The 25,717-nt window shown below is 64.4% G+C and carries 22 protein-coding genes and 1 pseudogene; 15 read left to right on the top strand and 8 right to left on the bottom strand.

The features are described from left to right. Positions 1–15 precede the first annotated feature (15 nt). The 4 genes from NLM25_RS35995 (at position 16) to NLM25_RS35980 (ending at position 5,357) form a co-directional block, all read left to right on the top strand. Positions 16–1,344 carry an FAD-binding oxidoreductase gene (locus tag NLM25_RS35995; RefSeq protein ID WP_254140042.1) on the top strand — a complete coding sequence of 443 codons (1,329 nt, stop codon included), beginning with the start codon at positions 16–18 and terminating at the stop codon, positions 1,342–1,344. A gap of 7 nt (positions 1,345–1,351) precedes the next feature. Beyond that, positions 1,352–2,278 (top strand): glyoxylate/hydroxypyruvate reductase A, encoded by a 927-nt coding sequence (locus NLM25_RS35990; protein ID WP_254140041.1) that lies wholly within the window; start codon positions 1,352–1,354, stop codon positions 2,276–2,278. 9 nt (positions 2,279–2,287) lie between these two features. Beyond that, positions 2,288–4,156, top strand: a complete 1,869-nt coding sequence (locus NLM25_RS35985; RefSeq protein WP_254140040.1) for an ABC transporter ATP-binding protein — start codon at positions 2,288–2,290, stop codon at positions 4,154–4,156. 274 nt (positions 4,157–4,430) lie between these two features. Continuing rightward, a complete protein-coding gene (locus NLM25_RS35980) occupies positions 4,431–5,357 on the top strand; it encodes an AraC family transcriptional regulator (RefSeq protein WP_254140039.1) in 927 nt (308 codons plus the stop codon). A 24-nt stretch (positions 5,358–5,381) separates the two neighbouring features. Here NLM25_RS35980 and NLM25_RS35975 read toward each other — a convergent pair whose 3' ends face one another. Beyond that, complete coding sequence (locus NLM25_RS35975; protein ID WP_254140038.1) at positions 5,382–6,308, bottom strand: catalase family peroxidase; 927 nt, start codon at positions 6,306–6,308, stop codon at positions 5,382–5,384. 470 nt (positions 6,309–6,778) lie between these two features. Between NLM25_RS35975 and NLM25_RS35970 the strand changes: the two genes are divergently transcribed. Both NLM25_RS35970 and NLM25_RS35965 read left to right on the top strand, forming a co-directional pair. Further along, positions 6,779–7,375 (top strand): hypothetical protein, encoded by a 597-nt coding sequence (locus NLM25_RS35970; protein WP_254140037.1) that lies wholly within the window; start codon positions 6,779–6,781, stop codon positions 7,373–7,375. Positions 7,376–7,611: 236 nt separating this feature from the next. Next, positions 7,612–10,940 (top strand): annotated as a pseudogene (locus tag NLM25_RS35965) (adenylate/guanylate cyclase domain-containing protein). A 41-nt stretch (positions 10,941–10,981) separates the two neighbouring features. Here NLM25_RS35965 and NLM25_RS35960 read toward each other — a convergent pair. Further along, entirely contained in the window at positions 10,982–12,205 is a 1,224-nt protein-coding gene (locus NLM25_RS35960; protein WP_254140035.1) for a polyhydroxyalkanoate depolymerase, read from the bottom strand. 169 nt (positions 12,206–12,374) lie between these two features. On the opposite strand from NLM25_RS35960, the gene NLM25_RS35955 reads away from it, so the two are divergent. Then, a complete protein-coding gene (locus tag NLM25_RS35955; protein ID WP_254140034.1) occupies positions 12,375–13,031 on the top strand; it encodes a glutathione S-transferase family protein in 657 nt (218 codons plus the stop codon). Positions 13,032–13,311: 280 nt separating this feature from the next. Here NLM25_RS35955 and NLM25_RS35950 read toward each other — a convergent pair whose 3' ends face one another. Further along, positions 13,312–13,536, bottom strand: coding sequence for a hypothetical protein (locus tag NLM25_RS35950; protein WP_254122583.1), 225 nt, complete (start codon positions 13,534–13,536; stop codon positions 13,312–13,314). A gap of 185 nt (positions 13,537–13,721) precedes the next feature. On the opposite strand from NLM25_RS35950, the gene NLM25_RS35945 reads away from it, so the two are divergent. Further along, positions 13,722–14,078, top strand: coding sequence for a hypothetical protein (locus NLM25_RS35945; RefSeq protein WP_254122582.1), 357 nt, complete (start codon positions 13,722–13,724; stop codon positions 14,076–14,078). Positions 14,079–14,087: 9 nt separating this feature from the next. Here the strand turns inward: NLM25_RS35945 and NLM25_RS35940 are convergent, their stop codons facing one another. Continuing rightward, a complete protein-coding gene (locus NLM25_RS35940; RefSeq protein WP_254122581.1) occupies positions 14,088–15,191 on the bottom strand; it encodes a mandelate racemase/muconate lactonizing enzyme family protein in 1,104 nt (367 codons plus the stop codon). A gap of 168 nt (positions 15,192–15,359) precedes the next feature. Here NLM25_RS35940 and NLM25_RS35935 point away from each other — a divergent pair, with 168 nt between their 5' ends. From NLM25_RS35935 to NLM25_RS35920, 4 genes are all read left to right on the top strand, one after another. Continuing rightward, on the top strand, positions 15,360–16,205 hold the full coding sequence (locus NLM25_RS35935; protein ID WP_254140033.1) for an AraC family transcriptional regulator: 846 nt from the start codon (positions 15,360–15,362) through the stop codon (positions 16,203–16,205). A gap of 133 nt (positions 16,206–16,338) precedes the next feature. Further along, a complete protein-coding gene (locus tag NLM25_RS35930) occupies positions 16,339–17,265 on the top strand; it encodes an SMP-30/gluconolactonase/LRE family protein (RefSeq protein WP_254140032.1) in 927 nt (308 codons plus the stop codon). Positions 17,266–17,478: 213 nt separating this feature from the next. Then, positions 17,479–18,072: a GNAT family N-acetyltransferase gene (locus NLM25_RS35925; RefSeq protein ID WP_254140031.1), complete on the top strand. Its 594-nt coding sequence runs from the start codon at positions 17,479–17,481 to the stop codon at positions 18,070–18,072. Between the two features lie 16 nt (positions 18,073–18,088). Next, positions 18,089–19,735: a GMC family oxidoreductase gene (locus NLM25_RS35920; RefSeq protein WP_254140030.1), complete on the top strand. Its 1,647-nt coding sequence runs from the start codon at positions 18,089–18,091 to the stop codon at positions 19,733–19,735. Between the two features lie 125 nt (positions 19,736–19,860). Here NLM25_RS35920 and NLM25_RS35915 read toward each other — a convergent pair whose 3' ends face one another. The 3 genes from NLM25_RS35915 to NLM25_RS35905 form a co-directional block, all read right to left on the bottom strand. Further along, positions 19,861–20,490: a hypothetical protein gene (locus NLM25_RS35915; protein WP_254140029.1), complete on the bottom strand. Its 630-nt coding sequence runs from the start codon at positions 20,488–20,490 to the stop codon at positions 19,861–19,863. A 118-nt stretch (positions 20,491–20,608) separates the two neighbouring features. Then, a complete protein-coding gene (locus NLM25_RS35910) occupies positions 20,609–21,451 on the bottom strand; it encodes a MoxR family ATPase (protein WP_028152332.1) in 843 nt (280 codons plus the stop codon). A 96-nt stretch (positions 21,452–21,547) separates the two neighbouring features. After that, positions 21,548–21,793, bottom strand: coding sequence for a GlsB/YeaQ/YmgE family stress response membrane protein (locus NLM25_RS35905; protein WP_128927390.1), 246 nt, complete (start codon positions 21,791–21,793; stop codon positions 21,548–21,550). A gap of 123 nt (positions 21,794–21,916) precedes the next feature. Here NLM25_RS35905 and NLM25_RS35900 point away from each other — a divergent pair, with 123 nt between their 5' ends. The 3 genes from NLM25_RS35900 to sseA all read left to right on the top strand — a co-directional run bounded on the left by NLM25_RS35900 (position 21,917) and on the right by sseA (position 24,668). After that, a complete protein-coding gene (locus NLM25_RS35900) occupies positions 21,917–23,092 on the top strand; it encodes a VWA domain-containing protein (protein ID WP_254122574.1) in 1,176 nt (391 codons plus the stop codon). A gap of 110 nt (positions 23,093–23,202) precedes the next feature. Next, on the top strand, positions 23,203–23,616 hold the full coding sequence (locus NLM25_RS35895; protein ID WP_254122573.1) for a rhodanese-like domain-containing protein: 414 nt from the start codon (positions 23,203–23,205) through the stop codon (positions 23,614–23,616). Between the two features lie 200 nt (positions 23,617–23,816). Continuing rightward, on the top strand, positions 23,817–24,668 hold the full coding sequence (sseA, locus tag NLM25_RS35890; protein WP_254140028.1) for a 3-mercaptopyruvate sulfurtransferase: 852 nt from the start codon (positions 23,817–23,819) through the stop codon (positions 24,666–24,668). A 2-nt stretch (positions 24,669–24,670) separates the two neighbouring features. On the opposite strand, the gene NLM25_RS35885 is transcribed toward sseA, so the two are convergent. Beyond that, positions 24,671–25,486, bottom strand: a complete 816-nt coding sequence (locus NLM25_RS35885) for a hypothetical protein (RefSeq protein WP_254140027.1) — start codon at positions 25,484–25,486, stop codon at positions 24,671–24,673. Positions 25,487–25,717 lie beyond the last annotated feature (231 nt).

Here is a 25,717-nt window from a genome sequence, read left to right as displayed (position 1 = left end):
GTCCAGGAGTGCCCCATGTCCCCGCCGCTCACCCGTATAAACAGCGACGAACGCCTGCCGGCGCAGGTGGACGTCGTCGTCATCGGCGGCGGCGTCATCGGTGTCTCCGCGGCCTATCATCTCGCGAGGAAGGGCCTCTCCGTCGCTCTCGTCGAGAAGGGCCATGTCGGCGGCGAGCAGTCGAGCCGCAATTGGGGCTGGTGCCGCCAGCAGGGCCGCGCCCGCGAGGAGATTCCGCTCGCCCGTGAGGCGCTGCGGCTGTGGGAGGACATGCAGAACGATGCCGGTGTCGATGCCGGCTTCCGCCGCACCGGCGTTCTGTTCCTGACCAAAAGCAAGGACGAGCTTGCCAGCTGGGAGCGATGGGCCGCGACGGCGCGCGAGATGCAGGTGCACTCGACAGTCCTGACGCCGGCGGAAGTCGCCGAGCGCGTGCCCGGTAATGCCGAGAAATGGGTCGGCGGCCTGCACACGCCGAGCGATGGCCGCGCCGAACCGTCGATGGCGGTGCCCGCGCTTGCCACTGCCGCGCGAAAACACGGCGTCACCATCCATCAGGGCTGCGCCGCGCGTGGGCTGGAAACGACCGGAGGAAAGGTTAGCGCCGTCGTCACCGAGAAGGGGACGATCCGCACCCAGTCCGTGCTGCTGTCGGGCGGCGCGTGGTCGTCGCTGTTCTGTCGCCGTCACGGCATCGAGCTGCCGATCGGTCTCGTCAACGCCACCGCGTGCCGGACGACGCCGGGACCGGAAATCACGTCCGGCGCGCTCGGCACCGACTTCTATTGCATCCGCCGCCGCCTCGACGGCGGATTCACGCTGGCGCTGCGCAACCGCGGCACGGTCGAGCTGTCACCCGACCTGTTCCGCTATGCCCGCACCTTCTGGCCGACCTACTTGCATCGCAAGAACGGGCTGAAACTGTCGTTCGGCAAGTCGTTCTTCGACCAGATCGTGCGCGGCACGAGCTGGAGCTTCGACAAGCCGTCGCCGTTCGAGACCGAGCGTGTGCGCGATCCCGAGCCTGACATGTCGCTGGTCAATGCGGCGCTGGCCTCGCTGATCAAGTCGAACCCCGAACTGAAGGACATCGAGATCGCGGAGGCCTGGGGCGGCACGATCGACTGCACGCCGGACACCATCCCGGTGATCTCGCCGGTCGATGCCCTGCCGGGCTTCTTCCTCGCGACCGGCTTCTCCGGCCATGGTTTTGGTATTGGACCCGCGGCCGGCAAACTCGCCGCCGACATCGTGACCGGCGCGACGCCGCTGGTCGATCCCGCGGCCTACAGCCACAAGCGCATGATCGACGGCCGGCGCCTCGCGCCGGTCAGCCCGTTCTGAGGGCGGCATGACGGTTCTCTACAAGGCCAACATGGTGCGCGGCGCGGAATGGGCGACCTTCTTCGCCGAGCGCGCGCCCAATGTGCCGTTCCGCCTTTGGCCCGACATCGGCGATCCCGCCGATGTTCGTTATCTGGTGGCATGGGTGCCGCCTGACGACATCGCGACGACATTCCCCAACCTCGAGCTGGTCTTCTCGGTCGGCGCGGGCGTGGACCAGTTCGATACCACGAAAGTTCCGGCGCACATTCCGCTGGTGCGCATGCTGGAGCCCGGCATCGCCGAGACCATGGTGGAATACGTCACCATGGCGGTGCTCGGGCTGCATCGCGATCTCCTGCACTTCATCAGCCAGCAGAAGGAGCAGGTCTGGCGCGAGATCCGGATCACGCCGGCGAAGCGGCGGCGTGTCGGCGTGATGGGGCTGGGCCAGCTCGGCCATGCCGTGCTCGAACGGCTCAGGGCGTTCGACTTCCCGCTGCTCGGCTGGAATCGTTCGCTGCGCGAGATCGAGGGCGTCACCTGCTACGCCGGTGCGGAGGCGTTGCCGGAATTCCTCGCGCAGGCCGACATCCTCGTCTGCCTGCTGCCGCTGACCGATGAGACCCGCGGCATTCTCAACGCCGACCTGTTCGCGCGCCTGCCGCGCGGCGCGTCCCTCGTCAATGTCGGGCGTGGCCCGCATCTCGTCGAAGCCGATTTCCTCGCGGCGCTCGACAGCGGCGCGTTGTCAGGCGCCGTCCTCGACGTCGCCGATCCCGAGCCGCTGCCTGCGGGACATCCGTTCTGGAGCCACCCGCGCATCCTGCTGACGCCGCACAATGCCAGCATGACGACGCCCGATACGGCCGTCGATTTCGTGCTCGACGTCATCGAACGCCACCGCCGCGGCGAAGAGCTGCCGGGGCGCGTCGATCGTACGCGCGGCTATTAGGGCAATCGCATGAGCACCGGCGCAAGCAGACCTGATCACGTCATCGCCGCCGCGCAGGCCCCGGTGCTGTCGGTCACGGGCCTCACCACGTCGTTCGCGCGCGAAAGGGAATGGATCCCTGTCGTCCGCAACGTCTCGTTCGACATCGCGCCGCGCGAGACCGTGGCGATCGTCGGCGAGTCCGGTTCGGGCAAGAGCGTCACCGCGCTGTCGATCATGCGTCTCGTGCCGAAGGAGAGCGGCCGCATCGAGGGGCGCGTTACGCTGGCGGGTCGCGATCTGCTGACGCTGCCCGAAGCCGATATGAAGGACATCCGCGGCAACGACGTCGCCATGATCTTCCAGGAGCCGATGACGAGCCTCAATCCGGTGCTCACCATCGGCTTCCAGATCGCCGAAGCGCTGATCCAGCATCGCGGCCTCTCGCGCGCGGCGGCGGAGGCCGAGACCATCCGCCTGCTTGATCGCGTCCGCATTCCGGCGGCGAAATTCCGCTTCCACGAGCATCCGCACCGTTTCTCCGGCGGCATGCGCCAGCGTGTCATGATCGCGATGGCGCTGGCCTGCAAGCCGAAGCTGCTGATCGCCGACGAGCCGACCACGGCACTCGACGTCACCATCCAGGCTCAGATCCTGGAGCTGCTGAAGGAGCTTCAGCAGGAGGAGGGGATGTCGATCCTCTTCATCACCCACGACATGGGCGTGGTCGCCGAGATCGCCGACCGCACCGTGGTGATGTATGGCGGGCAGGCGGTGGAGACTGACGCTACGTCGCGCATCTTCGCCGCGCCCTCGCATCCGTATACGCGCGCGTTGCTCGCCGCCGTGCCCCGGCTCGGCTCGATGGACGGGCGCACGCGGCCGATGCGCTTTCCGATCGTGGACAAGGTGACGGGGACCTCGGATGAGCCGACGGAGACGCCGGACACGGTCTCGATTGCCGAGCGTCCGCTGCTCGAAGTCGCGGGCCTCACCACGCGCTTTCCGATCCGCTCGGGCCTGTTCGGCAAGGTCTCGGGCCGCGTCCACGCGGTCGAGAGCATCTCCTTCACCCTGCGCGCCGGCGAGACGCTGGCGCTGGTCGGCGAATCCGGCTGCGGCAAGTCGACGACCGGCCGCTCGATCCTCAAGCTGACCGAGCCGGACAGCGGGACCGTCCTGATCGACGGTCAGGATGTTCTCACCATGAACGGCCGCACCCTGCGCGACTTCCGCAAGCATATGCAGATCGTGTTTCAGGATCCGTTCGCCAGCCTCAATCCGCGCATGTCGGTGGGCACGGCGATCGCAGCGCCACTGCTCGCCAACGGGCTCGCGACGGCGTCGCAGGCGCGCGACAAGGTCGCCGATCTCCTCGTGCGCGTCGGCCTGACCGCCGACATGGCCGCGCGTTTCCCGCACGAATTCTCCGGCGGCCAGCGCCAGCGCATCTGCATTGCGCGTGCGCTCGCACTCGGGCCGAAGCTGATCGTTGCGGACGAGGCGGTCTCCGCACTCGACGTCTCGGTCAAGGCGCAGGTCGTCAACCTCATGCTCGACCTCCAGGCCAGCATGGGCCTTGCCTATCTCTTCATTTCCCACGACATCGCGGTGGTCGAGCGCATGAGCCATCGCGTCGCGGTGATGTATCTCGGCGAGATCGTCGAGACCGGCCCGCGCGCCGCCGTGTTTGGCAATCCTCAGCATCCCTACACCAGGAAGCTGATGGCAGCGGTGCCGGTGCCGGACCCCGCGCGTCGCGGCACGCGGCGTGAAGCATCCAACGACGAGATCAGAAGCCCGGTGCGGGCGCCGGATTATCAGCCGCCGGTCCGGCAATATCGCGAAGTGTCGCCCGGCCACGTCGTCCAGGTCTGGGGCGAGGAGTGGCAAGCCTGACGCGCGAAGGCGCGTTGCGAAGAATTTCAAGAACGCACGATAAAAATCGCGCGGTGATTTGCCGAGCATGTTAACGGGTTGTCGTGCGCGCTGTCGGGCTCGCGATATCACGCTGAAATCACAATGAAATCATCTCGTCGCGAGTCGATGCGATGGCTTGCCACAACAGCGTCGTGTTATGCGGTATAACTCGACCGTTGGCCGGTGATCTCCGATAATGCGCGGACCTCGGGAAGGCCGACGAAGACGTGCCTCTACGGACGGGTTTATTGAAATGACACAAGCAGGCGTCTACGGACGGAAGCTCGGGCAGGGCCTTCACGTGAAGCAAGCCCCGGTCCTGGTCACGCGTTCGCTGCGTAGCGCCGAGCTCGCGGTTACCGAAGTCCGCAATGATGATCCGAGGCGGGATCTTTCCGGCTCGCTGCCGGCGGAAGATGCCTATCTCGTCAGCCTGAAGATCCGCGACTATCCGGATTGCGAGTGCTGGGAGAACGGCCACTTTGTCACCAAGGCGAATGTCCGGGCCGGCGCGACCTATCTGTACGACCTCAAGCGCGATCCGCGCTATGTGATCGACAAGCCGTTTCACTCGCTCTTCTTCTATTTGCCACGCTCGGCCCTTCGCGACCTCGCCAGGCAACCCGGCGCGCCGCGCGTCGGCGAACTCAGCTACGAGCCCGGTGTCGGTCGTGATGACGGGGTGATCCGTCACATCGGCGCCACGTTGCAGGAAGGACTTCGTCGGCCTGACGAGACCAACCAGCTTTTCGTCGATCACATGATGCTCGCGCTCACGGCCCATGTCGCCCAGACCTATGGCGGGCTGAAGTCCGGGGCAGAGTTGAACCGCGGCGGCCTCGCGCCATGGCAGGTGAAGCGGGCATGCGACCGGCTCGACTCGGATCTCTCAGGCAAGATCGCGTTGCAGCAGATCGCGAGCGAGCTTGGCCTTTCGATCAGCCACTTCTCACGCGCGTTCCGGATCTCCACCGGCCTGCCGCCGCATCAATGGCTGCTCCAGCAGCGGGTGAAGGCGGCCAAGCAGCTGATGACGGTCCGCGACCTGCCGCTGTCGGAAATCGCGATCTCGGCCGGATTTGCCAATCAGAGCCATTTCACGCGGGTGTTTTCGCAGATGGTCGGCGTCAGCCCGGGCGCGTGGCGCCGTGAAAGGCATGGCGGGCCGATCGAGACCTGACGGAAAACGCGTCAGCAAAAAAATCTAGCGCCGCTTCGCCAGCGAGATGGTGTAGGCGGCGCGGCGCGCCGCAAAAATCTCGTCAGGCGGATGGCCGATCCCGTCGGCAAGATTGGCCGGATTGAAGATGGACCCGTCGCAGGCATCGTCGGTCTCAAGACTGGTGATGACGATCGTGCCCAGCCGAACCTCCTCGCGATTGTCCTCGTCCGGCCATCGCATGGTCGCGTCCATGACGGGATCGCCTGGCCGGTCGAGCAGGGCCATCACGTTGAGGCGGACGTCGCCGGCTGCGATCCGCCGAGCGAGATCCTCGTGCAGGAAGTCGGCGGACTTCGCCCTGGCTTCGTCCTCGCTCAGCGTGATGTCGCCGCCGACAGGCGCTACCCTGAACTTGATGAAGCGGGTCTCGCCTTTCGCATTCGTCGCGGGAAAGGCGTGCACGCCCCAATAGGTCGTGCCGGCAAAGCTTGCGGGCAGCCGGCGTGCGGCGATGTATTTCGCCTGATTCAGCGTCTCGGGGTTGGCTGCGGAGAACGCCTTGACCCTCTCTGCGTCCGGCTTGCCGTCCGCGCCGGGAATGCGCGCCTTCAGGAAGGCGAGCATCTGGTCGAGCGTCCTTGCGAAATGCACCGGAGCGCTTTCCACCAGGATGTCCGAGCGATGATCGTCGTCGCCAAGCCTGAAGCTGAAGCCGCGCAGCACGAGGTTGTTGGTATCGGCTACCCCGGGATTGCCGCCGCCGACGGAGAAGCGCGCCAGCACGCGCGACGGCTTGGTGAAGCTCAATGATCGCGTGATCTCCGCCGCGCGGTCGGACGGAGTATAGGTGCCGCGCACGCATCGGCCCTTGGCAAAGCTCGCACGCACCTTCGGCGGATTGCCTGCGACCGCCTTCAGCGCGTCGACGATCGCCGCCGGTGTGGCCGCGGGGGTGGGCAATTCGGACATGGCAAGGCCTCCGGCTCGAGCGGCATGTCCGTGTTGTAGGTGTCGCGCAGCGCCGGCGTCTTTCCCAAAGCCGCGCTGCCTTGCTTGATCCTGCTAAATGAATTGCTGCGGCTTCACCGCTCCCGTGCTCTCGTGCACGCTACGATGCAGATTAGTCCTGAAATTGTGATTGGATGGAGGGACTGAGAACCACGGTATGTGAACCGTCTCATATTCCGACACTTTCTTTTCGAGCTATCACTACCGCAAGAAATTGCCGCACCCGAAGCCAGTTGACAGACACGGGTGAGTTGCAATGCCTGCGAAGCCGCGTGCTCGCAGCTTTGGATTGGCTCTCGTCCTGTTCACGAGCGAGCCAGCCCCATCACTCACCACAGATTTTTCAGAAGTTGGAATCGAGGGAATCGCGAAACGCGTCCACGCAGCTCGGGGTCGGCGGGTAGGCTGCTACTTATTTAGAAGGAGCCCCCATGAAGATAAGCAACGCAATCTCCGCCGCATTTTCCATAACAAGGCACGCCGGCAATCTTGGGATCGCCCGGTCCAGTCTTATCAAGTCGGCCCATCTTCTTGAAAGAATTGGGCTCGCAGCCGTTGGGGCCTCCTGCGGTCTTTATGTAGGGGCGACCCTGTTACGTCAGAAAGGCGGATTGTTTGAAAGCGGCTGGATCGTGCTGCTGACGATGCTCTACGGCGCCCTCAGCTATTATGTCGGAATTGATTTGTCTCGCTCTGTCGCTCGGAAGTCGATTTCGAGTACCTCGGAAGAATACAACGGGTCCGAGGCCGTCGAGATCATGAGCGCGGCCGGAACGTTCGGCGCCGCGATTGCCGCAACCCTGTCCGTCAGCATCCTTGTCCTTGATCAAAACCTGCCCAATGGCCTGATAGTTTTTGTTGCCGGCTGTTGGGCGGTTGGCTCTTCGCTTCAAGTTGCGGCGGGTACGATGGCGCGCAACTACGAAGTGCCCGTGGACAGGAGTGAGGACAACGGTGCTCGCGGAGAGGCGTCTGCATGGCGTCATGACGTCGGCACACACGCAGTGCCGGATTCGGCTCAGGACTGAAAGTGCGTAGCTGAGACTCATCGCAACCTCTTCGTCCAACACTGCGTGCAGACGATTTCTAGTAGCGCAGTCGTTCGCATCGAGCACTGTCCCTCCCTGGAAGAGGTACGGTACTGAGCAACCTAAGTTGTCGCGCAACAGAGAAAACGTGCCATGGCGTTAGCGTTGGGATATTGTCCGAGCGCGCCGTGGTCCAAGATTCTGCTAACCGCCAACCACACGATCGGTGGGAGCCAATGCAGATTGCGGAGTGGCTCGAGAAGCTGGGCTTGGGCAATACGCAGAGCGTTTTGCCCAAAATGGGATCGACATGGGCGTCCTTCCCGAGCTGATGGACGAGGACTTCGACAAGCTCGGAGTTCTGCTCGGCCATCGCCGCAAAATGCTGCGTGCCATTGCCGACCTCGATCCCGCCGCGTCGATCGCATCGCCGGCGCCTCCTCATGACGCCGAGCGGCGCCACCTCACCGTCATGTTTTGCGATCTGGTCGGCTCGACTGCGCTCTCGGCGCGTCTCGATCCCGAGGACATGTGGGAAGTGATCCGTGCGTACCGCGCCGCCTGCGCCAGAGTCGTTACCGCTTACGACGGCAGGATAGCCAGGTTCGTGGGTGACGGAATACTCGTTTATTTCGGCTATCCCCGCGCCCACGAGGACGATGCGGAGCGGGCAGTGCGGGCGGGCTTCGACACCATCTCTGCGATTGGGCAACTCAAAACAGGCGCCGACGAACGGGTTGAATTGCGGATCGCAATTGCGACCGGGCTCGTGGTGGTCGGCGACCTCATCAGCGGAGATGCGTCAGAGGAGCACGCAACCGTCGGCGATACACCGAACCTCGCCGCTCGGCTCCAGAGCCTGGCGGAACCGGGGGCGGTCGTCGTTGCTTCGTCGACGCGCCGGCTGCTTGGTGATCTCTTCACTTTTCGCAACCTCGGCCGCCGTGAGGTCAAGGGAATAGCTGAACCCATCGCAGTCTGGGCGGTCGAAGGAGCGATCGCATCCGAGAGTCGCTTCGAGGCGGTCCGCGCGGCGCGGTCGATCGGCTTTGTCGGGCGCAAGGACGAGATCGAATTCATTCTCTCGCGCCAGCGGCTGGCATGGCAGGGGCAGGGCCAGATGGTCTTGATCTCTGGCGAAGCGGGCATCGGCAAGTCGCGTCTTGTCGCAACGCTGTCCGAAAGCCCCTTGTTGGGGGCGCACCGTCGGGTGCGATATCAGTGTTCGCCCTACCATACCAACAGTGCGCTCCATCCCTTTGTCGCGCAGCTCGAGCGCGCTGCCGGCATCCGTTCGCACGACACGCCGAGGCAAAAGCTGGACAAGCTTGAGGCGATGCTGGCTCTCGGAACACAGCAGGTCGCCCGAGCGACGCTTCTCATCGCGGCACTCCTGTCGATTCCAACCGGCGACCATTGCCCCCCGCTTGGCTTGAGCCCGCCGCAGCAGCGGCGACAGACGTTTGCCTCGCTCCTTGACCAGCTCGAGGGGTTGGCGCGAGAGCAGCCGCTGCTGATTGTCTGCGAGGATATGCATTGGGCCGATGCCACGACGCTTGAACTGTTCGATCTCGCGGTCGATCGGATCAGGGGGCTGCCGATCCTCGTGCTCACGACATCCCGGCCGGAGTTCGAGCCCTCCTGGTCGGGCCTTGCCAACGTCAGTCTGTTGCGGCTCGATCGGTTAGACCGGCAGGATACGCGTGCGCTGGTCGAGCAGGTGACCGTTGGTCGCCAGCTGCCGCGCGAGATGATGAAGCAGATCATCGACAAGACGGATGGCATCCCGCTATTCGTCGAGGAACTGACCAAGATGGTGCTGGAGTCCGGATTGCTCGTTGAAGAGCCCGGGCGCTATCGCCTCGATAGTCCACTCCCGCCGCTCGCTATTCCGGCGACGCTGCAGGATTCGCTGATGGCACGGCTCGACCGGCTCGCTCCAGTCAAGGAGGTGGCGCAAATAGGCGCCGCCATCGGCCGCGACTTTTCGTACGCGCTGCTCAGATATGTGACGGGACGCGATGATCTGACGCTGAGCTCCGCGCTAGCGCAACTCGAAGAGGCGGAACTACTGGTGCGTCGCGGGGCTCCGCCCGAAGCAAACTACAGCTTCAGGCACGCTCTCGTTCAGGAAGCAGCCTATGAGGGCCTGCTCAAGAGCAAACGGCAGGTGCTTCACAAGCGCATCGGCGATGTCCTGCGCGAGAAGTTTCCAGTCGTCGCCGAGACCGAGCCGGAAGTTCTGGCGCATCACTTCACTGAGGCGGGGCTGAGCGAAGTCGCCCTCGAGTGGTGGCGCAAGGCGGGTCAGCAGGCGCTGAAGCGCTCGGCTTATTCCGAGGCGATCGCACATCTCGGCAAGGCGATTGCGACGGCCGATGAACTGCGCGATGAGCCCCACCGGATGATGGATAGGCTGCATCTTCAAATCGCGTATGGCCGCGCCTTACGGGGCAGCCTCGGGCACAGCGCTCCCGAAACCGTAGCCGCATGGACGCGCGCCCGGCAATTCGCGGCCGACATCAATGATCCGGTTGAACTTGCGCCGATCCATTCGGGTCTCTTCAATGCCTGTCTGACACACGGCGAACTCGCTCCGATGCGGGAACTGGCGGACGCCATCAAAAGCGCGGCGGACCGACGGCCGGACTCGCCGGTGGCCGCCGTGGTCGCACACTGGACGGGTGGGGTTACCTGCTGGTTCGGGGGCGACTACTTGAACGCGAGAACGCATCTCGAGCATGCACTGGAGATCTATGGCGCCGAGCCGGATCCCGCGAAGTTCAGGGCTTCGGCGCTGGATCTGCCGTTCGTGATCATGAGGTTTCTTGCCCTGGTGCTTTGGCCACTTGGCAAGATCGCTCGCGCACGCCAGCTTGCGACCGAAGCGGTCAGTGCTTCGGGAGAAAAACGGGCGCTTTCCCGAGCCAATGCGCTTGTTCATCGAGCTGTGTTCGACGGACTAGGCGGAGGCATGTTGCAGCAAACAGAGACGATCCTGGCGCTCGGTCTCGCGCGCGATCACACGATGCCGCTGTATGTGGCCGCCGGCACCTATCTAAATGGCCTGGCCAAGTGGCGTGCCGGCGACCGAATAGCCGGACTGAGCGAAATGCGTCGCGGCTGGACCTTGCTGCACGAGAATGACTGCTATCTCTGTGAACCGTTTTGGGGGATGCATGTCGCCTTGGCGGACGCAGAGTCGGGTCAACTCGAAAACGGGCTGGAAATCTTGAGCGAATTGATCTCATGGACGGGGCAATCCGGGCAGCATTGGCTCGATGCCGAGCTGCATCGCGTATACGGGGAGCTCTTGTCGCGTCATGACCCTTCTGAGGAATCCAGTGCCGAAAATGCTCTCAAGCAAGGACTGGAGATCGCGCGACACCAACAAGCGAAGACTTTCGAGTTGCGCAGCGCCCTGGGACTTGCACGCCTGCACAAGGCAAAAGGCCGAGCGGGCGCGGTATCCGAGGTGCTCGCTCCCCTGCTCGCTGAATTCGATGCGGAGCGAAATCTTCCCGAAGTCGAAGAAGCGAAAGAGTTGCTCAAGTCTGGGCATTAGGCGCGTGCCGCTTCCCTATCTCCGGGCCAGGGGATGACGGGTTACGAATTCACGTGCACGAAATCCCGCAGCAGCGGATAGATCTCGTTATTCCAGCGCTTGCCCGAGAACACGCCGTAATGGCCGACGCCGGCCTGCATGTGGTGGACGCGGCGATAGGCGCGCACGCCGGTGCAGAGGTCCTGCGCGGCGAGCGTCTGGCCGATCGAGCAGATGTCGTCCTTCTCGCCTTCGACCGTCATCAGCCCCATGCGGCTGACGGCCTTGGTGTTCACGGGACGGCCGCGGTGCATCAGCTTGCCTTGCGGCAAGAGGTGCTGCTGGAACACGTCGCGCACGGTCTCGATATAGAACTCCGCCGGCAGGTCCATCACCGCAAAATATTCATCGTAGAAGGTCTTGATGGTCGCGGCCTTCTCCTTCTCGCCCTTGGCGATATGGTTGGCGAGATCCATGTGTTGCTTGATGTGGCGCTCGAGATTCATCGAGACGAACGCCGTGAGCTGCACGAAGCCGGGATAGACCTTGCGGAGCGCGCCGCGGCACTGCATCGGCACGTAGTTGATCAGGTTCTGCTCGAACCAGTCGATCGGCCTGCTCTTGGCGAACTCGTTGACCCTGGTCGGCTGGATGCGCGTGTCGATCGGGCCTGCCATCAGCGTGAGTGTCGCGGGCCGCGAGGGGTGATTGCCCTCGCACATGATTGCGGCGGCGGCGAGTGCCGAGACCGAGGGCTGGCAGATCGCGACCATATGCGGGCGCGGACCCAATTGGCCGAGGAAATCGATGAGGTGATCGGTGTAATCGTCGAGCCCGAAACGGCCCTCGCTGCGCGGAATGTCGCGCGGATTGTGCCAGTCGGTGATGTAGACGTCGTGATCCTGGAGCAGCGTTTTCACGGTGCCGCGCAGCAGCGTGGCGAAATGGCCCGACATCGGCGCCACCAGCAGCATGCGCGGCTGCTCCGGCGCGCCGTCCTTCCTGAAGTGCAGCAGCGAGCCGAACGGCGTCGCGTAGGCGACCTCCTCGGTGACGCCGACTTCGCGGTTGCCCACCATCACGCTGTCGATGCCGTAGGCCGGGCGGTGGTACGTGAGGGTGGAGCGCGAGATCAGCTCCAGCGCGGCCGAGAGCCGGCCGACGACCTGATCCGACAGGCCCTGCGGCACCAGATTGAGGAATTTGAGCGCGGACGAGGCTCCCGCCCGCCACGGCGCCGTCAGGTCCATATGGTTCTGATAGGCCTGATAATACATCGACATCATACTGAAAGCCCGGTTGCCCCCTGCTGCTATGCAATATCGACGCCAAGCGGGCGGTAGGCCGCCCTCGGAATTGGCACGTCGCTTGCTGCTCTCTTCGCGGGAAGCACAGGCAATGCGCACGCCCGCGCGGCGGAGCGGTGCCCGCGATCAGGCGTGAGGGAAGGGCCCTATGGCAAAGGCGACACTGACCATCAGCAGCAAAAACTATTCGTCCTGGTCGCTGCGCGGCTGGCTGCTGACGAAGTTTTCCGGGCTCGATTTCGAGGAGGTCGTGACCGCGCCGGACGACGCGTCGGCGCGTGCGGAGATCCTGCTGCTGTCGTCGTCGATCCTGGTGCCGTGCCTGCGCCACGAGGGCGCCGTGGTCTGGGATACGCTGGCGATCGCCGAATATCTCAACGAGGCGATGCCGGATGCCGGCCTGTTGCCTGATGACCGCGTCCAGCGCGCGCATTGCCGCTCGATCTGCGGCGAAATCCATTCCGGCTTCACCACGCTACGCGCGTCGCTGCCGGTCAATCTGAAGGGGCACTTCCCCGGCTTCAAGATCTGGTCGCGTGCGCAGGCCGACATTGACCGCGTGTGGTCCATCTGGCGCAACTGTCTGGAGAAGTCCGGCGGTCCCTTCCTGTTCGGCGAGAGGCGCACCATGGCGGATGCGATGTACGCCCCCGTGGTGACGCGCTTCGTCACCTATGACGTCAAGCTCGAGCCGCTCCTGAAGGCCTATGCCGATACCATCATGGCCATGCCGGAGATGAAGGATTGGGTCGCGGCTGCGAAGGACGAGCCGGCCGAGATCGAGGAGCTCGAGGTCGAATATTAGGCAGGCCAGGGGACGCCCTGCCTGTTTTGGGAGCGCGGCTTTAGCCGTCGCATCCGGCGGCCATGTCTTTGAAGCCGTTAACTTTTGGCGCCGTGGCCGGCTCAGGCTTGCTCACGCGCTGCGCAGATATTGTATGCGCGTGCGCCCGCATTGCGACATCTAGCCGTGAACAGGCGTGGACACGGCCTCACAGCTGATTCGGACGTGTTTCGTTCGGGCCGCGTTCCGAAGGTTAAGGCGGAGCGCGGCCTCGTTGCATTTTGAGACAAAGGCTGGGTGATCAGGCCACGCCCGACTGCTTCACCCGTGGCCGACGCCACCCGATGACGGTGGCTTCCACCGCGATGCCGGCCTCGTGGTTCTGCCAGCGTCCTTCGACATAGCGGCACGCGAAGGGCAGTTGGTACGTTCCGCTATGGTCCTCGCACAGCACCTCGACCGGCAGGCCAGGTGGTGGTTCTCCGGCGCCATCGAATTCCGCCAGTCGTCTATCGCGCGTTGCCATTCCAAAAATCTCCCCTAAACAAAGCCGCGAAGAGAGTGCCCAATTCTCCCCGCGTGCAGATCATCGCTCCCCGTCCAAGGGAGCAACTGCAAGCTCAACGCGAGAATGCGGTACGAGTGTGGTAGCGTCGGTGTGCGGCGCGCAAAAAGCGCACATTGCCGTGATCGATTGGACGAGGAACCTGCATGCTGCTTCGAAGCGCCGGCGTTTGTTTCGCGATGTTGCTGCTCGCCACGCTGGCGACTCCACCGGTCCGCGCGCAGGACGTGCCCGGCATCGAGATCTGCACGGTCGAGAAGACCATGGAGCGGCGCACGAGCTGCCTGCAGAGTAACGTCGACTTCCTCCAGAAGACCATCACCAAGCTGACGCTCGATCATCAGCAGAAGCTCGATGCGGCCAATCGTCAGATCGACGCGCTGAAGACTGTTGTCGCCGGCCTTCAGAAGACGCTCGGTGACCTCCAGTCTGCCCAGGCGAAGATCGCGGAGGATCTGAAGAAGAAGCAGGACGCACCGCCGCCGAAGGATGCGCAGAAATAAGCGCGGCGATTACGCCACGCGATAGCGCTCCATCACGCTGCGATCGGGCTCGTACCCAAGTCCGGGGCCCGTGGGCACAGCGACATGGCCGGTGGCATCGACATCGGCGCGCCCGCCCCAGAGGCACGCCTCGCGCTTGAGGTAGAACATTTCGACCAGCCCGTCGTCGCGTGTCGCCAGCAGGTGCAGCGTTGCCAGAAGGCCCGGACCGAAATAGGGGGAGTGCGGGACGATCTTCACGCCGAGCTGATCGGCCAGCGCCGCAACCTTCAGAAATTCAGTGATGCCGCCGACCTTGATCACCGATGGCTGGGCATGGCTCACCGCGCCCGCCTTCATCATCTGGCGGAACTGATATTCGGTGCAGGCATTCTCGCCGGCGGCGACGCCGAGCCCGCCCTTGCTGCGAACTTCTGCAAGCGCGGCAAAATCCTCGGGCGGCCAGACCGGCTCCTCCAGGAACATCGGTTGCGCGTCCTTGCACGCCTTCGCGAACGCGATCGCCTGCTCGCCGGTCAGCGGGCAGTTCATATCGACCATCAGAGGAACGCCGGGCCCGATCGCCTCGCGCGCGGCAAATACCGCGGGTGTCGTAGTCTCGTGCAGCTTGATCGCGCCATAGCCGAGCGCGAGCGCTTTCCTGCATTCGCCGGCGATGTTCTCGGGCGAGCCGATCCGCAGCAGGCTTGCATAGGCGGGAATATTTGCGCGCCTGGTTTCGCCGAGCAGGCGATGCAGCGGCACGCCTTTGGCCTTCGCCGCCAGGTCCCACAGCGCGATGTCGAGACCCGAGATCGCGAACATGGTGATGCCGTAGCGGCCGAACAGATGCAAATTGCGCTGGATCTGCTCCATGGCCGCGGGAATGCCGGCGGCGTCGGGCACCTTCAGCCCGCGGGCCTGCGGCGCGATCATCTCCTCGACGGCACTGTGCGTGGTGCGGGGACAGACATAGGCGAAGGCATCGCCCCAGCCGGTCAGCCCGGCATCGGTCGTGACTTCGACCAGCACCATGTCGAGCGCGGAGATGGCGGACGCGCCCTGGCGAAAGCTCGCGACACCGGCGTCATAGGGGATGCGGACATGGTGCGCCCGCACATCGGTGATTTCCATGGCGCGGTTCCTCTTTCTCGTGAGCGGTTTCAGCGAGTGTAGCTGCGAATGGCATGGCGTTGCCAGCGGCGATTCCCGGACTATCCTCATGCGCGGACCGCAATGCCGATCAAGCGAGGCGGCGCGCATCGGTGCATCATCGCCGCGCTTCGAATGAGAACCTGAACCATGAACCCAGCCCAGCGCGCGCTCTGGTATGTCGAGAGCCATCTGGCGGAGCCGATGACGCTCGACGAGATCGCCGTGGTCTCGGGCGTGTCGCGGTTCCACATCGTGCGCGCGTTTGCCGCAGCCACCGGGCTGTCCGTGATGCGTTACGTGCGCGCGCGGCGGCTGACGGAAGCCGCGCGCAATCTTGCGAACGGTGCGCCGGACATCCTGTCGCTGGCGCTGGCGGCGGATTACGGCTCGCACGAAGCATTCACCCGCGCGTTCCGCGACCAGTTCGGCACCACGCCCGAAGCGGTCCGCACCGCGACTTGCACCGGTCACCTCAAGCTTCAGGAGCCGATCCTCATGGATTCCACCATGCTCGACAATCTCAGCGCCCCGCGCTTCGAAACCGCAAAGACCTTCCTGGTCGCCGGTCCCGCCGAGCGTATCTCCTGCGACAACGGTGCGGCCATTCCGGGATTGTGGCAGCGCTTCCACCAGGAGGCCGCCGATATTCCCGCGGGCGTCGGCCAAGGCAATCATCAGGTCGCCTACGGCGTCTGCTGCAACGGCGACGATGCCGGCAATTTCGACTACATCGCCGGTGTCGAGGTCGCCGATTTCTCCGACCTGCCGCGGCGCTTCGGCCGCGTCCGCATCCCCGAACAGCGCTATGCGGTGTTTACCCACACCGAGCACGTCGCCTCGATCCGCCGCACGGTCAACACGATCTGGAATCAGTGGTTGCCGGCGTCCGGCCTGAAGGCCGCGGACGCCCCGAACTTCGAGCGCTATGACGAAAAGTTCGATCCCGCAACCGGCAATGGTGGCTTCGAAATCTGGGTGCCGGTCAGAGAGTAACGCGCAACGCTGGCATACCGTCCCGATTGCTTGGCAAGCCCCGGTGACTTTGTCATAACCGCAGGCAAATCTTGCGTGTGGGGCCGTGCCGGACATCCCGTGCAAGTCATAACAAGCAGCCGGGAGGGTCTCCATGTCCAACGTCCGCGTTCTCGCCACCGACCTCGAATTTCCCGAAGGGCCGGTCGTGATGCCGGACGGCTCGGTCGTGCTGGTGGAAATCCGCGGCCAGCGCCTGACGCGGGTTTATCCCGACGGCCGCAAGGAGATCGTCGCAAAAATTCCGGGCGGCCCGAACGGCGCCGCGCTCGGTCCCGACGGCAAGATCTACATCTGCAACAATGGCGGCTTCTCCTGGATTCCGACCGGCAACATGATCATGCCCGGCCCGCAGCCGGACGGCTATCTCGGCGGCTCGATCCAGCGCGTCGACCTGCAATCGGGCAAGGTCGAGACCGTCGTGACCAAATGCGGCGAGCACGATCTGCGCGGGCCGAACGACCTCGTCTTCGACAAGCACGGCGGCCTGTGGTTCTCCGATCTCGGCAAGCGCCGCCACCGCGAGATGGACGTCGGCGGAATGTATTACCTCAAGCCCGGCATGACCGAGATTGTCGAGGTCGTGCACGGCGTGCTGCCTGCGAACGGCATCGGCCTGTCGCCGGACGAGAACACCGTCTACATCGCGGAGACGCCCACGGGGCGGCTCTGGGCCTATGAGCTCTCCGCGCCCGGCACGCTGAAGCCGCGCGACGTGATCTATCGCGGCGAGCGGGGCAAGCCGATTTGTGGCCTCGGCGGCTACCAGATGTTCGACTCGCTCGCGGTGGAGGCTGGCGGCAATGTCTGCGTCGCCACCCTCGTCTCCGGCTGCATCTCGGTGATCGCGCCTGATGGGACCCTGGTCGAGCAGGTCCCGACCGGCGACCGCGTCACCACCAACATCGCCTTCGGCGGCGAGGGGCTGAAGACGGCCTACATCACGCTGTCAGGCAAGGGCGAACTGGTCGCCATGGACTGGCCGCGCGGCGGTTTGCCTCTCAATTTCCTAAACAAATAAACGGTGCTAGTTACGGTCCTGACGAGCGAGGCAAAGCAACCAGCAGACCCTCACCCTGAGGAGCGCGCCCTTCGCGCGCGTCTCGAAGGGCGAGGCCACCAGCCGGGCCTTCATCCTTCGAGACGCGCGTTCCGCGCTCCTCAGGATGAGGGGTTGGCAGTCAGGATTGCTTCGTCGCTTCGCTCCTCGCAATGACAAAAGAGAGAGTCTCAAATGCCCTGGCCTGATCCCATCACCCTGCGTGGACAGCACGCCCGTCTCGAGCCGTTGTCGCAGCAGCATCGCGAGGGGCTGGTGGAGGCCGTGAAGGACGGCGATCTCTACACGATCTGGTACACCGCGATCCCGACGCCGGAGAACGTCGCCAAGGAGATCGACCGCCGTCTGGCCTTGCAAGTCGCGGGCTCGATGCTCCCCTTCACCGTGTTCGATGGCAGCGGCAAGATCGTCGGCATGACGACCTACATGAACATCGATGCCGCCAATCGCCGCGTCGAGATCGGCTCGACCTGGTACGGCAAGAGCGCGCAGCGCGGTCCGCTCAACACGCAGTGCAAACTGCTGCTGCTCACCCACGCCTTCGAGACGCTGAATTGCATCGCGGTCGAATTCCGCACGCACTTCTTCAACCATCAGAGCCGCCGCGCCATCGAGCGCCTAGGCGCCAAGCAGGACGGCATCCTGCGCAGCCACCAGGTCGCGCCGAACGGCACGCTGCGCGACACCGTGGTCTACAGCATCACCGCGGCCGAATGGCCGACGGTGCAGACGCATTTGAATTATCAACTCAACGACAAGCCGCGCTAGGAGCGGCCGAGGCACCATGGACAGATTTGATTATGTGATCGTCGGCGCGGGCTCGGCGGGTTGCGTGCTCACCAGCCGGCTGAGCGAAGATCCGAACGTCAGCGTCTGCGTGCTGGAAGCGGGGCCGAGCGACTGGCACCCCTACATCCATCTGCCGGCGGGCTTCATCAAAACCTTCCACATGAAGAGCATCAACTGGGCCTACCAGCAGGAGCCGGGGCCTTGGACCGGCGGGCGCAGCATCTACGCGCCGCGCGGCAAGACGCTCGGTGGCTCGTCCTCGATCAACGGCCACATCTACAATCGCGGCCAGCGCATGGATTTCGACACCTGGGCGCAGATGGGCAATCGCGGCTGGGGCTATGCCGACGTGCTGCCCTACTTCAAGCGGCTGGAGAAGCGGGTCGGCGAGGGGGAGGACACCTATCGCGGCCGCGAGGGCAATCTCACCGTCACGACGATGGAGTGGCGCGATCCGCTCTGCGAAGCCTTCATGGAAGGCGCGGTCTCGCTTGGCATTCCCCGCAACCCCGATTACAACGGCAAGACCCAGGAAGGCGTCTCCTACTGCCAGCGCACCATCGACAAGGGCCTGCGCGTCTCCGGATCGACCGCGTTCCTCAAGCCCGCGATGAAGCGGCCCAACGTGCATGTGCACACCCATGCGCACGCGACCGAGATCATCTTCGAGGGCAAGCGCGCCGTCGGCGTGCGCTACACCAAGGGCGGCCGCGGCGGCACGCCTGTGGAGGTGCGCGCCAACAAGGAAGTCATCCTCTCCGGCGGCACCTATAATTCGCCGCAGCTGCTGCAGCTGTCCGGCATCGGTTCGCCCGATCTGCTGGGCGCCCACGGCATCGAAGTGCGTCACGCGCTGCCGGTCGGCGAAGGCTTGCAGGACCACTACGCGCCGCGCACGGTCGCTCGCGTGAAGGACATCAAGACCATCAACGAGCTTCGCCGCGGCTTCTCGCTGTGGATCGAGGCGCTGAAATGGGCGACCGCGCGCCGCGGCCTGCTGTCGCTGTCGCCGACCATGGTCTATTGCTTCTGGCATTCCGGCGAGAGCGCCGACAGTTCCGATCTCCAGCTCACCTTCACGCCGGCGAGCTACAAGGAAGGCGTGCAGGGCCAGCTCGAGGACGAGCCTGGCATGACGGTGGCCTCCTGGCAGCAGCGCCCCGAGAGCCGCGGTTACGTCCGCATCCGCTCATCCGATCCGTTCGCGCCGCCGATCATCCAGACCAACTATCTCGACGCCGAGCTCGACCGCCGTGTCATCGTCGGCGGCATGAAGCTCGCGCGGCGGCTTTTGAAGTCCGCGCCGCTGTCGCCCTACTACGCCTACGAGGATTTCCCGGGGCCGAACATCAACACCGACGACGAGTTCCTGGCGGCCGCCACCGAACGCGGCACCACCACCTTCCACCCCGGCTGCACCTGCCGCATGGGCCCGGCGGATTCGACCTGGGCCGTCGTCGACGACCAGCTCCGCGTCCATGGATTGGAAGGCCTGCGCGTCATCGATGCCTCGGTGATGCCGCGCATGATCTCGGCGAACCTCAACGCCTCCACCATGATGATCGCGGATCGTGCGTCGGATCTGATCCGCGGCAAGACGCCGATGGAAGCCGCCCGCATTCCGGATGTGGCGGTGGCGTGACATCTTCGTAGGGTGGGTTAGCGAACGGTGGCGCGAAGCGCGGCCGTTCGCGTAACCCACCGCTTCTGCCGATCCGGAGACAAACAGAGGCGGACTACGCCTTCGGCCAACCAACCCAGCTTTGCTTACGGGATCGGTGTCATCGGAGCGAAACTGGTCTTGATGTCGTCGAGGACGGGCTCTGTCGTCCGTCCGGTCATCACTGCCATGAGCGCCGGGAAATAAACGGAATAGGAGTGCGATCTCTTGCCCGTCTTTTCGTTGACGCTGTCGGTTTCACCGTGAACGACGTCCAGCGTGCACGGACCAACAGGCTCCTTGCCCGCTGATCTGAACTTGTAGTCAAACGTCACGGAGGACAGATCCGTGCTGTTGTCGGCATAAACTGTCGAATGTGCGATGGTGTACTTCAGATCCTGTCTATGATCGAAGAGCTTCGGCATGCCGTCGACGGTATACGTGATCTTCGAAGATTTGAACTTGCCGGCGAAGGCCGATGTGGTTTCGGCTGTCGCCAGAATCCCGGCAACGAGTACCACCTTGGTAACCAACTTGCCGTCCAGGGTTTTGATCCAGGCGACAGAATTTGCTGACTTGTCCCTGTAGACCTGGATGACAGCCGAACTGTCCTTTCCATCGTGGTAGGTCAATTCGACCGGTGCCGTCGTGTTCTCGATTGCGTTGCAGTCGATCGGCTCTGCGGCGACAGTTGCGCTCGCAAGCATCGCCAGAAGCAAGACGAAAACCCGCATCATCAGCCCCTCGCTCGCAACACACCGCCGCTCATCCTTCAAGACGCGCTACACGGCAGACTTGTGCCATACTGCGCATGCCTCAGGATGGCGGGATCAGCAGCGCTCTCGTGGCAAGAACCTAAACCTCCCGCCGGCTCAGAAACGCCAGCCGCTCGAACAAATGCACGTCCTGCTCGTTCTTGAGCAGCGCGCCGTGCAGCGGCGGGATCAGTTTGCGCGGGTCGCGCTCGCGCAGCTGCTCCACGCTCATGTCTTCGTTCAGCAGCAGCTTGAGCCAGTCAAGCAGCTCGGACGTGGACGGCTTCTTCTTCAGGCCGGGCACCTCGCGCACCTCGAAGAAGATGCGCAGCGCTTCCTCGACGAGGCGCTTCTTGATGCCGGGGAAGTGGACGTCGACGATGCGGCCCATCGTGTCGGCGTCGGGGAACTTGATGTAGTGGAAGAAGCAGCGGCGCAGGAACGCGTCCGGCAACTCCTTCTCGTTGTTGGAGGTGATCATCATGATCGGGCGCTGCTTCGCCTTGATCGTCTCGCCGGTCTCGTAGACATGGAATTCCATGCGGTCGAGCTCGAGCAGCAGATCGTTCGGGAATTCGATGTCGGCCTTGTCGATCTCGTCGATCAGCAGCACCGGGCGCTGCTCGGCCGTGAAGGCTTCCCACAGCTTGCCGCGCTTGATGTAGTTCCTGATGTCGGAGACGCGGGCATCGCCCAGCTGGCTGTCGCGCAGGCGCGACACCGCGTCGTATTCGTAGAGGCCCTGCTGCGCCTTGGTGGTGGACTTGATATGCCAGGTCAGCAGCGGCGCGTTCAGCGCCTTAGCCACTTCCTCGGCCAGCACGGTCTTGCCGGTGCCGGGCTCGCCCTTGATCAGGAGCGGGCGCTCCAGCACGATCGAGGCGTTGACGGCGACCTTGAGATCGTCAGTCGCAACATAGTCCTTGGTGCCGGTAAATTTCATTGCGTGTCCTTAGGTAATCGTCGGCGCGAGGCGCTCGCCCCCGTCGCGACAAGGGAACGGCCGCTCGTGGCGGCCGTTCCTGGTTCGGTCAGGCTTTCAGACCCGTCTTATCAGCGAAAGGATCACCAGCACAATCACCGCGCCGATGGTGGCATCCACGATGGCGCCGAGCGTGCCGGTGGCCAGCGCAATATGCAGCTGTGGCAGCACCCAGCTCGCCACGAGGGCACCGATGATGCCGACGACGATGTTGCCGATCAGCCCAAATCCCGCCCCATGGACAATCTTGCCGGCAAGCCAGCCGGCGATCGCGCCGATGATGAGCGCTGCGAGAATTCCCATTGCAAACGTCCCCCAAACAACCCCTTGAGGCGGCCAATTCTAGAGCAAAAAGCCTCCCGGTCCAGCGCAGAGCGGTGGGCTCGGCCCCTTGACGTTCGCCCCCCGACGGGCAATCTGTCACCCATGTTCCTGCAATTCTTCACTTCTCTGCGCGATGCGCAGGTCCCCGTGACGCTGCGCGAATACCTCACGTTGATGGAGGCGCTCGACGCTGACCTCGCGGACTACACGGTCGAGAATTTCTACTATCTGTCGCGCGCGTCCCTCGTGAAGGACGAGCGCAATCTCGACAAGTTCGACCGCGTCTTCGGCTCGGTGTTCAAGGGGCTGGAAAGCCTGCTCGACGCCATGGAGAAGGCGGAGATCCCCGAGGAGTGGCTGAAGAAGCTCGCCGAAAAGTACCTCAGCGAGGAAGAGAAGAAGCAGATCGAGGCCATGGGCTGGGACAAGCTCATGGAGACGCTGAAGAAGCGCCTCGAGGAGCAGAAGGGCCGCCACCAGGGCGGCTCGAAATGGATCGGCACGGCCGGCACCTCGCCGTTCGGCGCCCACGGCTACAATCCCGAAGGCGTTCGCATCGGCCAGGAGAAGAACCGCAACAACCGCGCCGTGAAGGTGTGGGACAAGCGCGAGTTCAAGGACCTCGACGGCAATGTCGAGCTCGGCATCCGCAACATCAAGGTGGCGCTGCGCCGCCTGCGCAAGTTCGCGCGCACCGGCGCGCCGGACGAGCTCGACCTCGACACGACCATTCGCGAGACCGCCAATCACGGCTATCTCGACGTGCACATGCGCCCCGAACGGCGCAATGCGGTGAAGCTGCTGGTGTTCTTCGACATCGGCGGCTCGATGGACGCGCATATCGAGCAGGTCGAGGAGCTGTTCTCGGCGGCGAAGAGCGAGTTCAAGCACATGGAATATTTCTACTTCCACAACTGCCTCTATGAAGGCGTGTGGAAGCAGAACAAGCGCCGCTTCACCGACCGTACCCCGACCTGGGACGTGCTGCACAAATACCCGCACGACTACAAGGTCGTGTTCGTCGGCGACGCCTCGATGTCGCCTTACGAGATCATGGTGCCCGGTGGCTCGGTCGAGCATGTCAACGAGGAGCCCGGCTCGGTCTGGCTCGATCGCATCATCCACACCTATCCGCATTCGGTGTGGCTGAACCCGGTGCAGCAGAAGCACTGGGACTATTCGGAATCGACCACCATCATCAAGCGCATCTTCGCCAACCGCATGTACCCGATCACGATCGAGGGGCTTGAGGGTGCGATGAAGGAATTGACGCACTAGCGCTGGTGTCATTCCGGGGCGCGCGCAGCGCGAACCCGGAATCTCGAGGTTCCGGGTTCGCTCGCTTCGCGATCGCCCCGGAACGACGGAAGAGAAGAAGGGAGAAACACATGCCCCAAAACATCACCCGCGGCATCAAGGCGCTGATCGACGAGGCCAATGCCGAGATCGAGACGCTCAACGCCAAGGACGCCATCGAGATCTCCAAGAACGGCGACGTCGTCATCGTCGACATCCGCGATCCCCGCGAGATCGAGCGCGACGGCCGCATCCCCGGCGCGTTCGCCTGCACCCGCGGCATGCTCGAATTCTGGATCGATCCGCAGAGCCCCTATGCCAAGCCGATCTTCCAGGAAGACAAGAAGTTCGTCTTCCACTGCGCCGGTGGCCTGCGCTCCGCGCTCGCGGCCAAGACCGCAAAGGACATGGGCCTGAAGCCCGTTGCCCACATCGCCGGCGGCTACGCCGCCTGGCGCGACGCCGGCGGGCCGGTGGAGCAGTGGGAGCCGAAGAAGAAGGGGTGAGGGTGCGCTGCTGTCACTCCAATCTCAGCTGTCATTCCCCGCGAAAGCGGGGAATCCAGTACGCCGCAGCCTCTCGGTTCAATCACAACCGTCTCGGAGTACTGGATCGCCCGTTCCCAGTGCGCAATTGCGCACTGGCCGGGCGATGACAGCGGAGCTTGGCGCGCACGGCCCGGAATGACGAAAAGGAAATGCATGCAATGACCACCGACCCCCTCGTCTCCACCGAATGGCTCGCCGCCCATATCAACGACGCCAACGTCAAGGTGATCGACGCCAGCTTCAAGTTGCCGGGCGTGCTGCCGCTGCCGAAGGACGATTATCTCGCCGCGCATCTGCCGGGCGCGGTGTTCTTCGACGTCGATGCCGTCTCGGATCATTCCAACCCGCTGCCGCACATGTACCCGAGCGCCGAGCAGTTCGGTCGCGACATCGGCAATCTCGGCATCGGAAATAGCGACACCGTCGTGCTCTACGATGCCGGCGGCTGGGTCGCGGCACCGCGCGCGTGGTGGATGTTCCTGGCCTTCGGCCACGGCAATGTGCGCATCCTCAATGGCGGCCTGAAGAAGTGGCGTGCCGAAGGGCGTCCCGTCGAGACCGGCGAGGTGAAGCCGAAGCCGGCGAGCTTCAAGGCGAGCTACGATTCCAAGCGCGTGCGCAGCATGCAGCAGCTCATCGCCAACGTCGAAAGCCGCGCCGAGCAGGTGATCGACGCGCGTGCGGCCGATCGCTTCGAGGGCCGCGCGCCCGAGCCGCGCGCGGGCATCCGTTCTGGTCACATCCCCGGCGCCCGCAACGTGCCCTACAATCTGCTGTTCGATGCCGCGACCGGCACCATGAAGCCGCTCGACGATCTCCGCGCCGCCTTTGCGAGCGCCGGCGTCAAGCTCGACGCGCCGATCGTGACGAGCTGCGGCTCGGGCGTGTCCGCCGGCGTGCTGACACTTGCGCTCTATCGCCTGGGCATTACCGACACCGCGCTCTATGACGGCTCATGGTCGGAATGGGGCCAGGAAAAGGGCCCCCCGATCGCGACCGGGCCGGCCTGAGCTTACTGGCGCGCGCGCGTGGCGGTTGTCGCCAGCATCTGCTGCCGCCCGAACGGATCGAAGCTCTGCTGCAATTGCTGAGGCGGTGGCGGACGCCGCACCACGCGGTGCCGCTTCTTCGCCTTCGCCTGGCGCTTGGCCGCCTTGCCGTCAGAGGCGCTGCTGTCGGCCTTGTTGCTCTCAGCCTTGTTGCTGCCCGCCTTGGCCTTCGCCGGCGGCTCCTTCGAGGCCGTCGTCGTGGGATCGCTCAGCGCGGCCACCTTGGCCGAAGCGACATCAAGCGCCGGGGAGGCGAGGGCGGCACTCGGATCAGCGAGAGCCGGTTCGCTGGCGGTCACGGCAGGCTTGGTCTCGGGGATCGATTGGGCCTCGGGGATCGATGCCGCGGTGTCGGCAGGGGTCAGCGTGTCGGTGGGCGCGGGCGCTGCGGCTTCCGCCGTCGTCTCGGCCTTCGCCGGCTCGGCGGCCGCGGCTTCAGCCGGCGGCGCGGCGACCTGAGCCTGGACGTCGGGCTCGGTCGTCAGCGCGGCGACTTGCTCGGGCCCGCTCACCGGCAGCGCGATGGTCGGCACCTGGTCGCGCAGCGACGGGGCTGGCTCGGCGGCCACCTCCGGCTCGGCCCGCAACGCCGCGAGCACCGGCTGGGCTGGCTCGGGCGCCTGCGCAAACACCTGCTCCTGCGGTCCGTTCCGCCAGGAGGGGTTGCTGACATACTGCTCATGGGTCGCCCGCAGCAGCGCGGCGGCGCCCAGGCCGAACACCAGGATGGAGGCTGACAGCAGGATCGCGGCAAACAGGAAGCGAAAGCCGGGAAGCATCGGACGGGTTACAAGTTTCCGCCCCGGCGGTGGCCAGGGCCCAAGAGCCATCTGAACGCGGTGACGGTACTGCTTGCCGCCTTCGCCACGCGGAAATTGGAGCTCAAAGCGGCGGCGAATCAGGCTGATTCGAACATATCGCAACGCCTCTGCGTCGTTCCCTTAAATTCGGGGCCCGGGACTCCGGCGATCTACGGCCCGATGCGATTTCCGCCCCGTGATGCAATGGGG

Source organism: Bradyrhizobium sp. CCGB01, from assembly GCF_024199795.1.
GTDB lineage: Bacteria > Pseudomonadota > Alphaproteobacteria > Rhizobiales > Xanthobacteraceae > Bradyrhizobium.
This window is presented reverse-complemented; position numbering and strand designations above follow the sequence as displayed.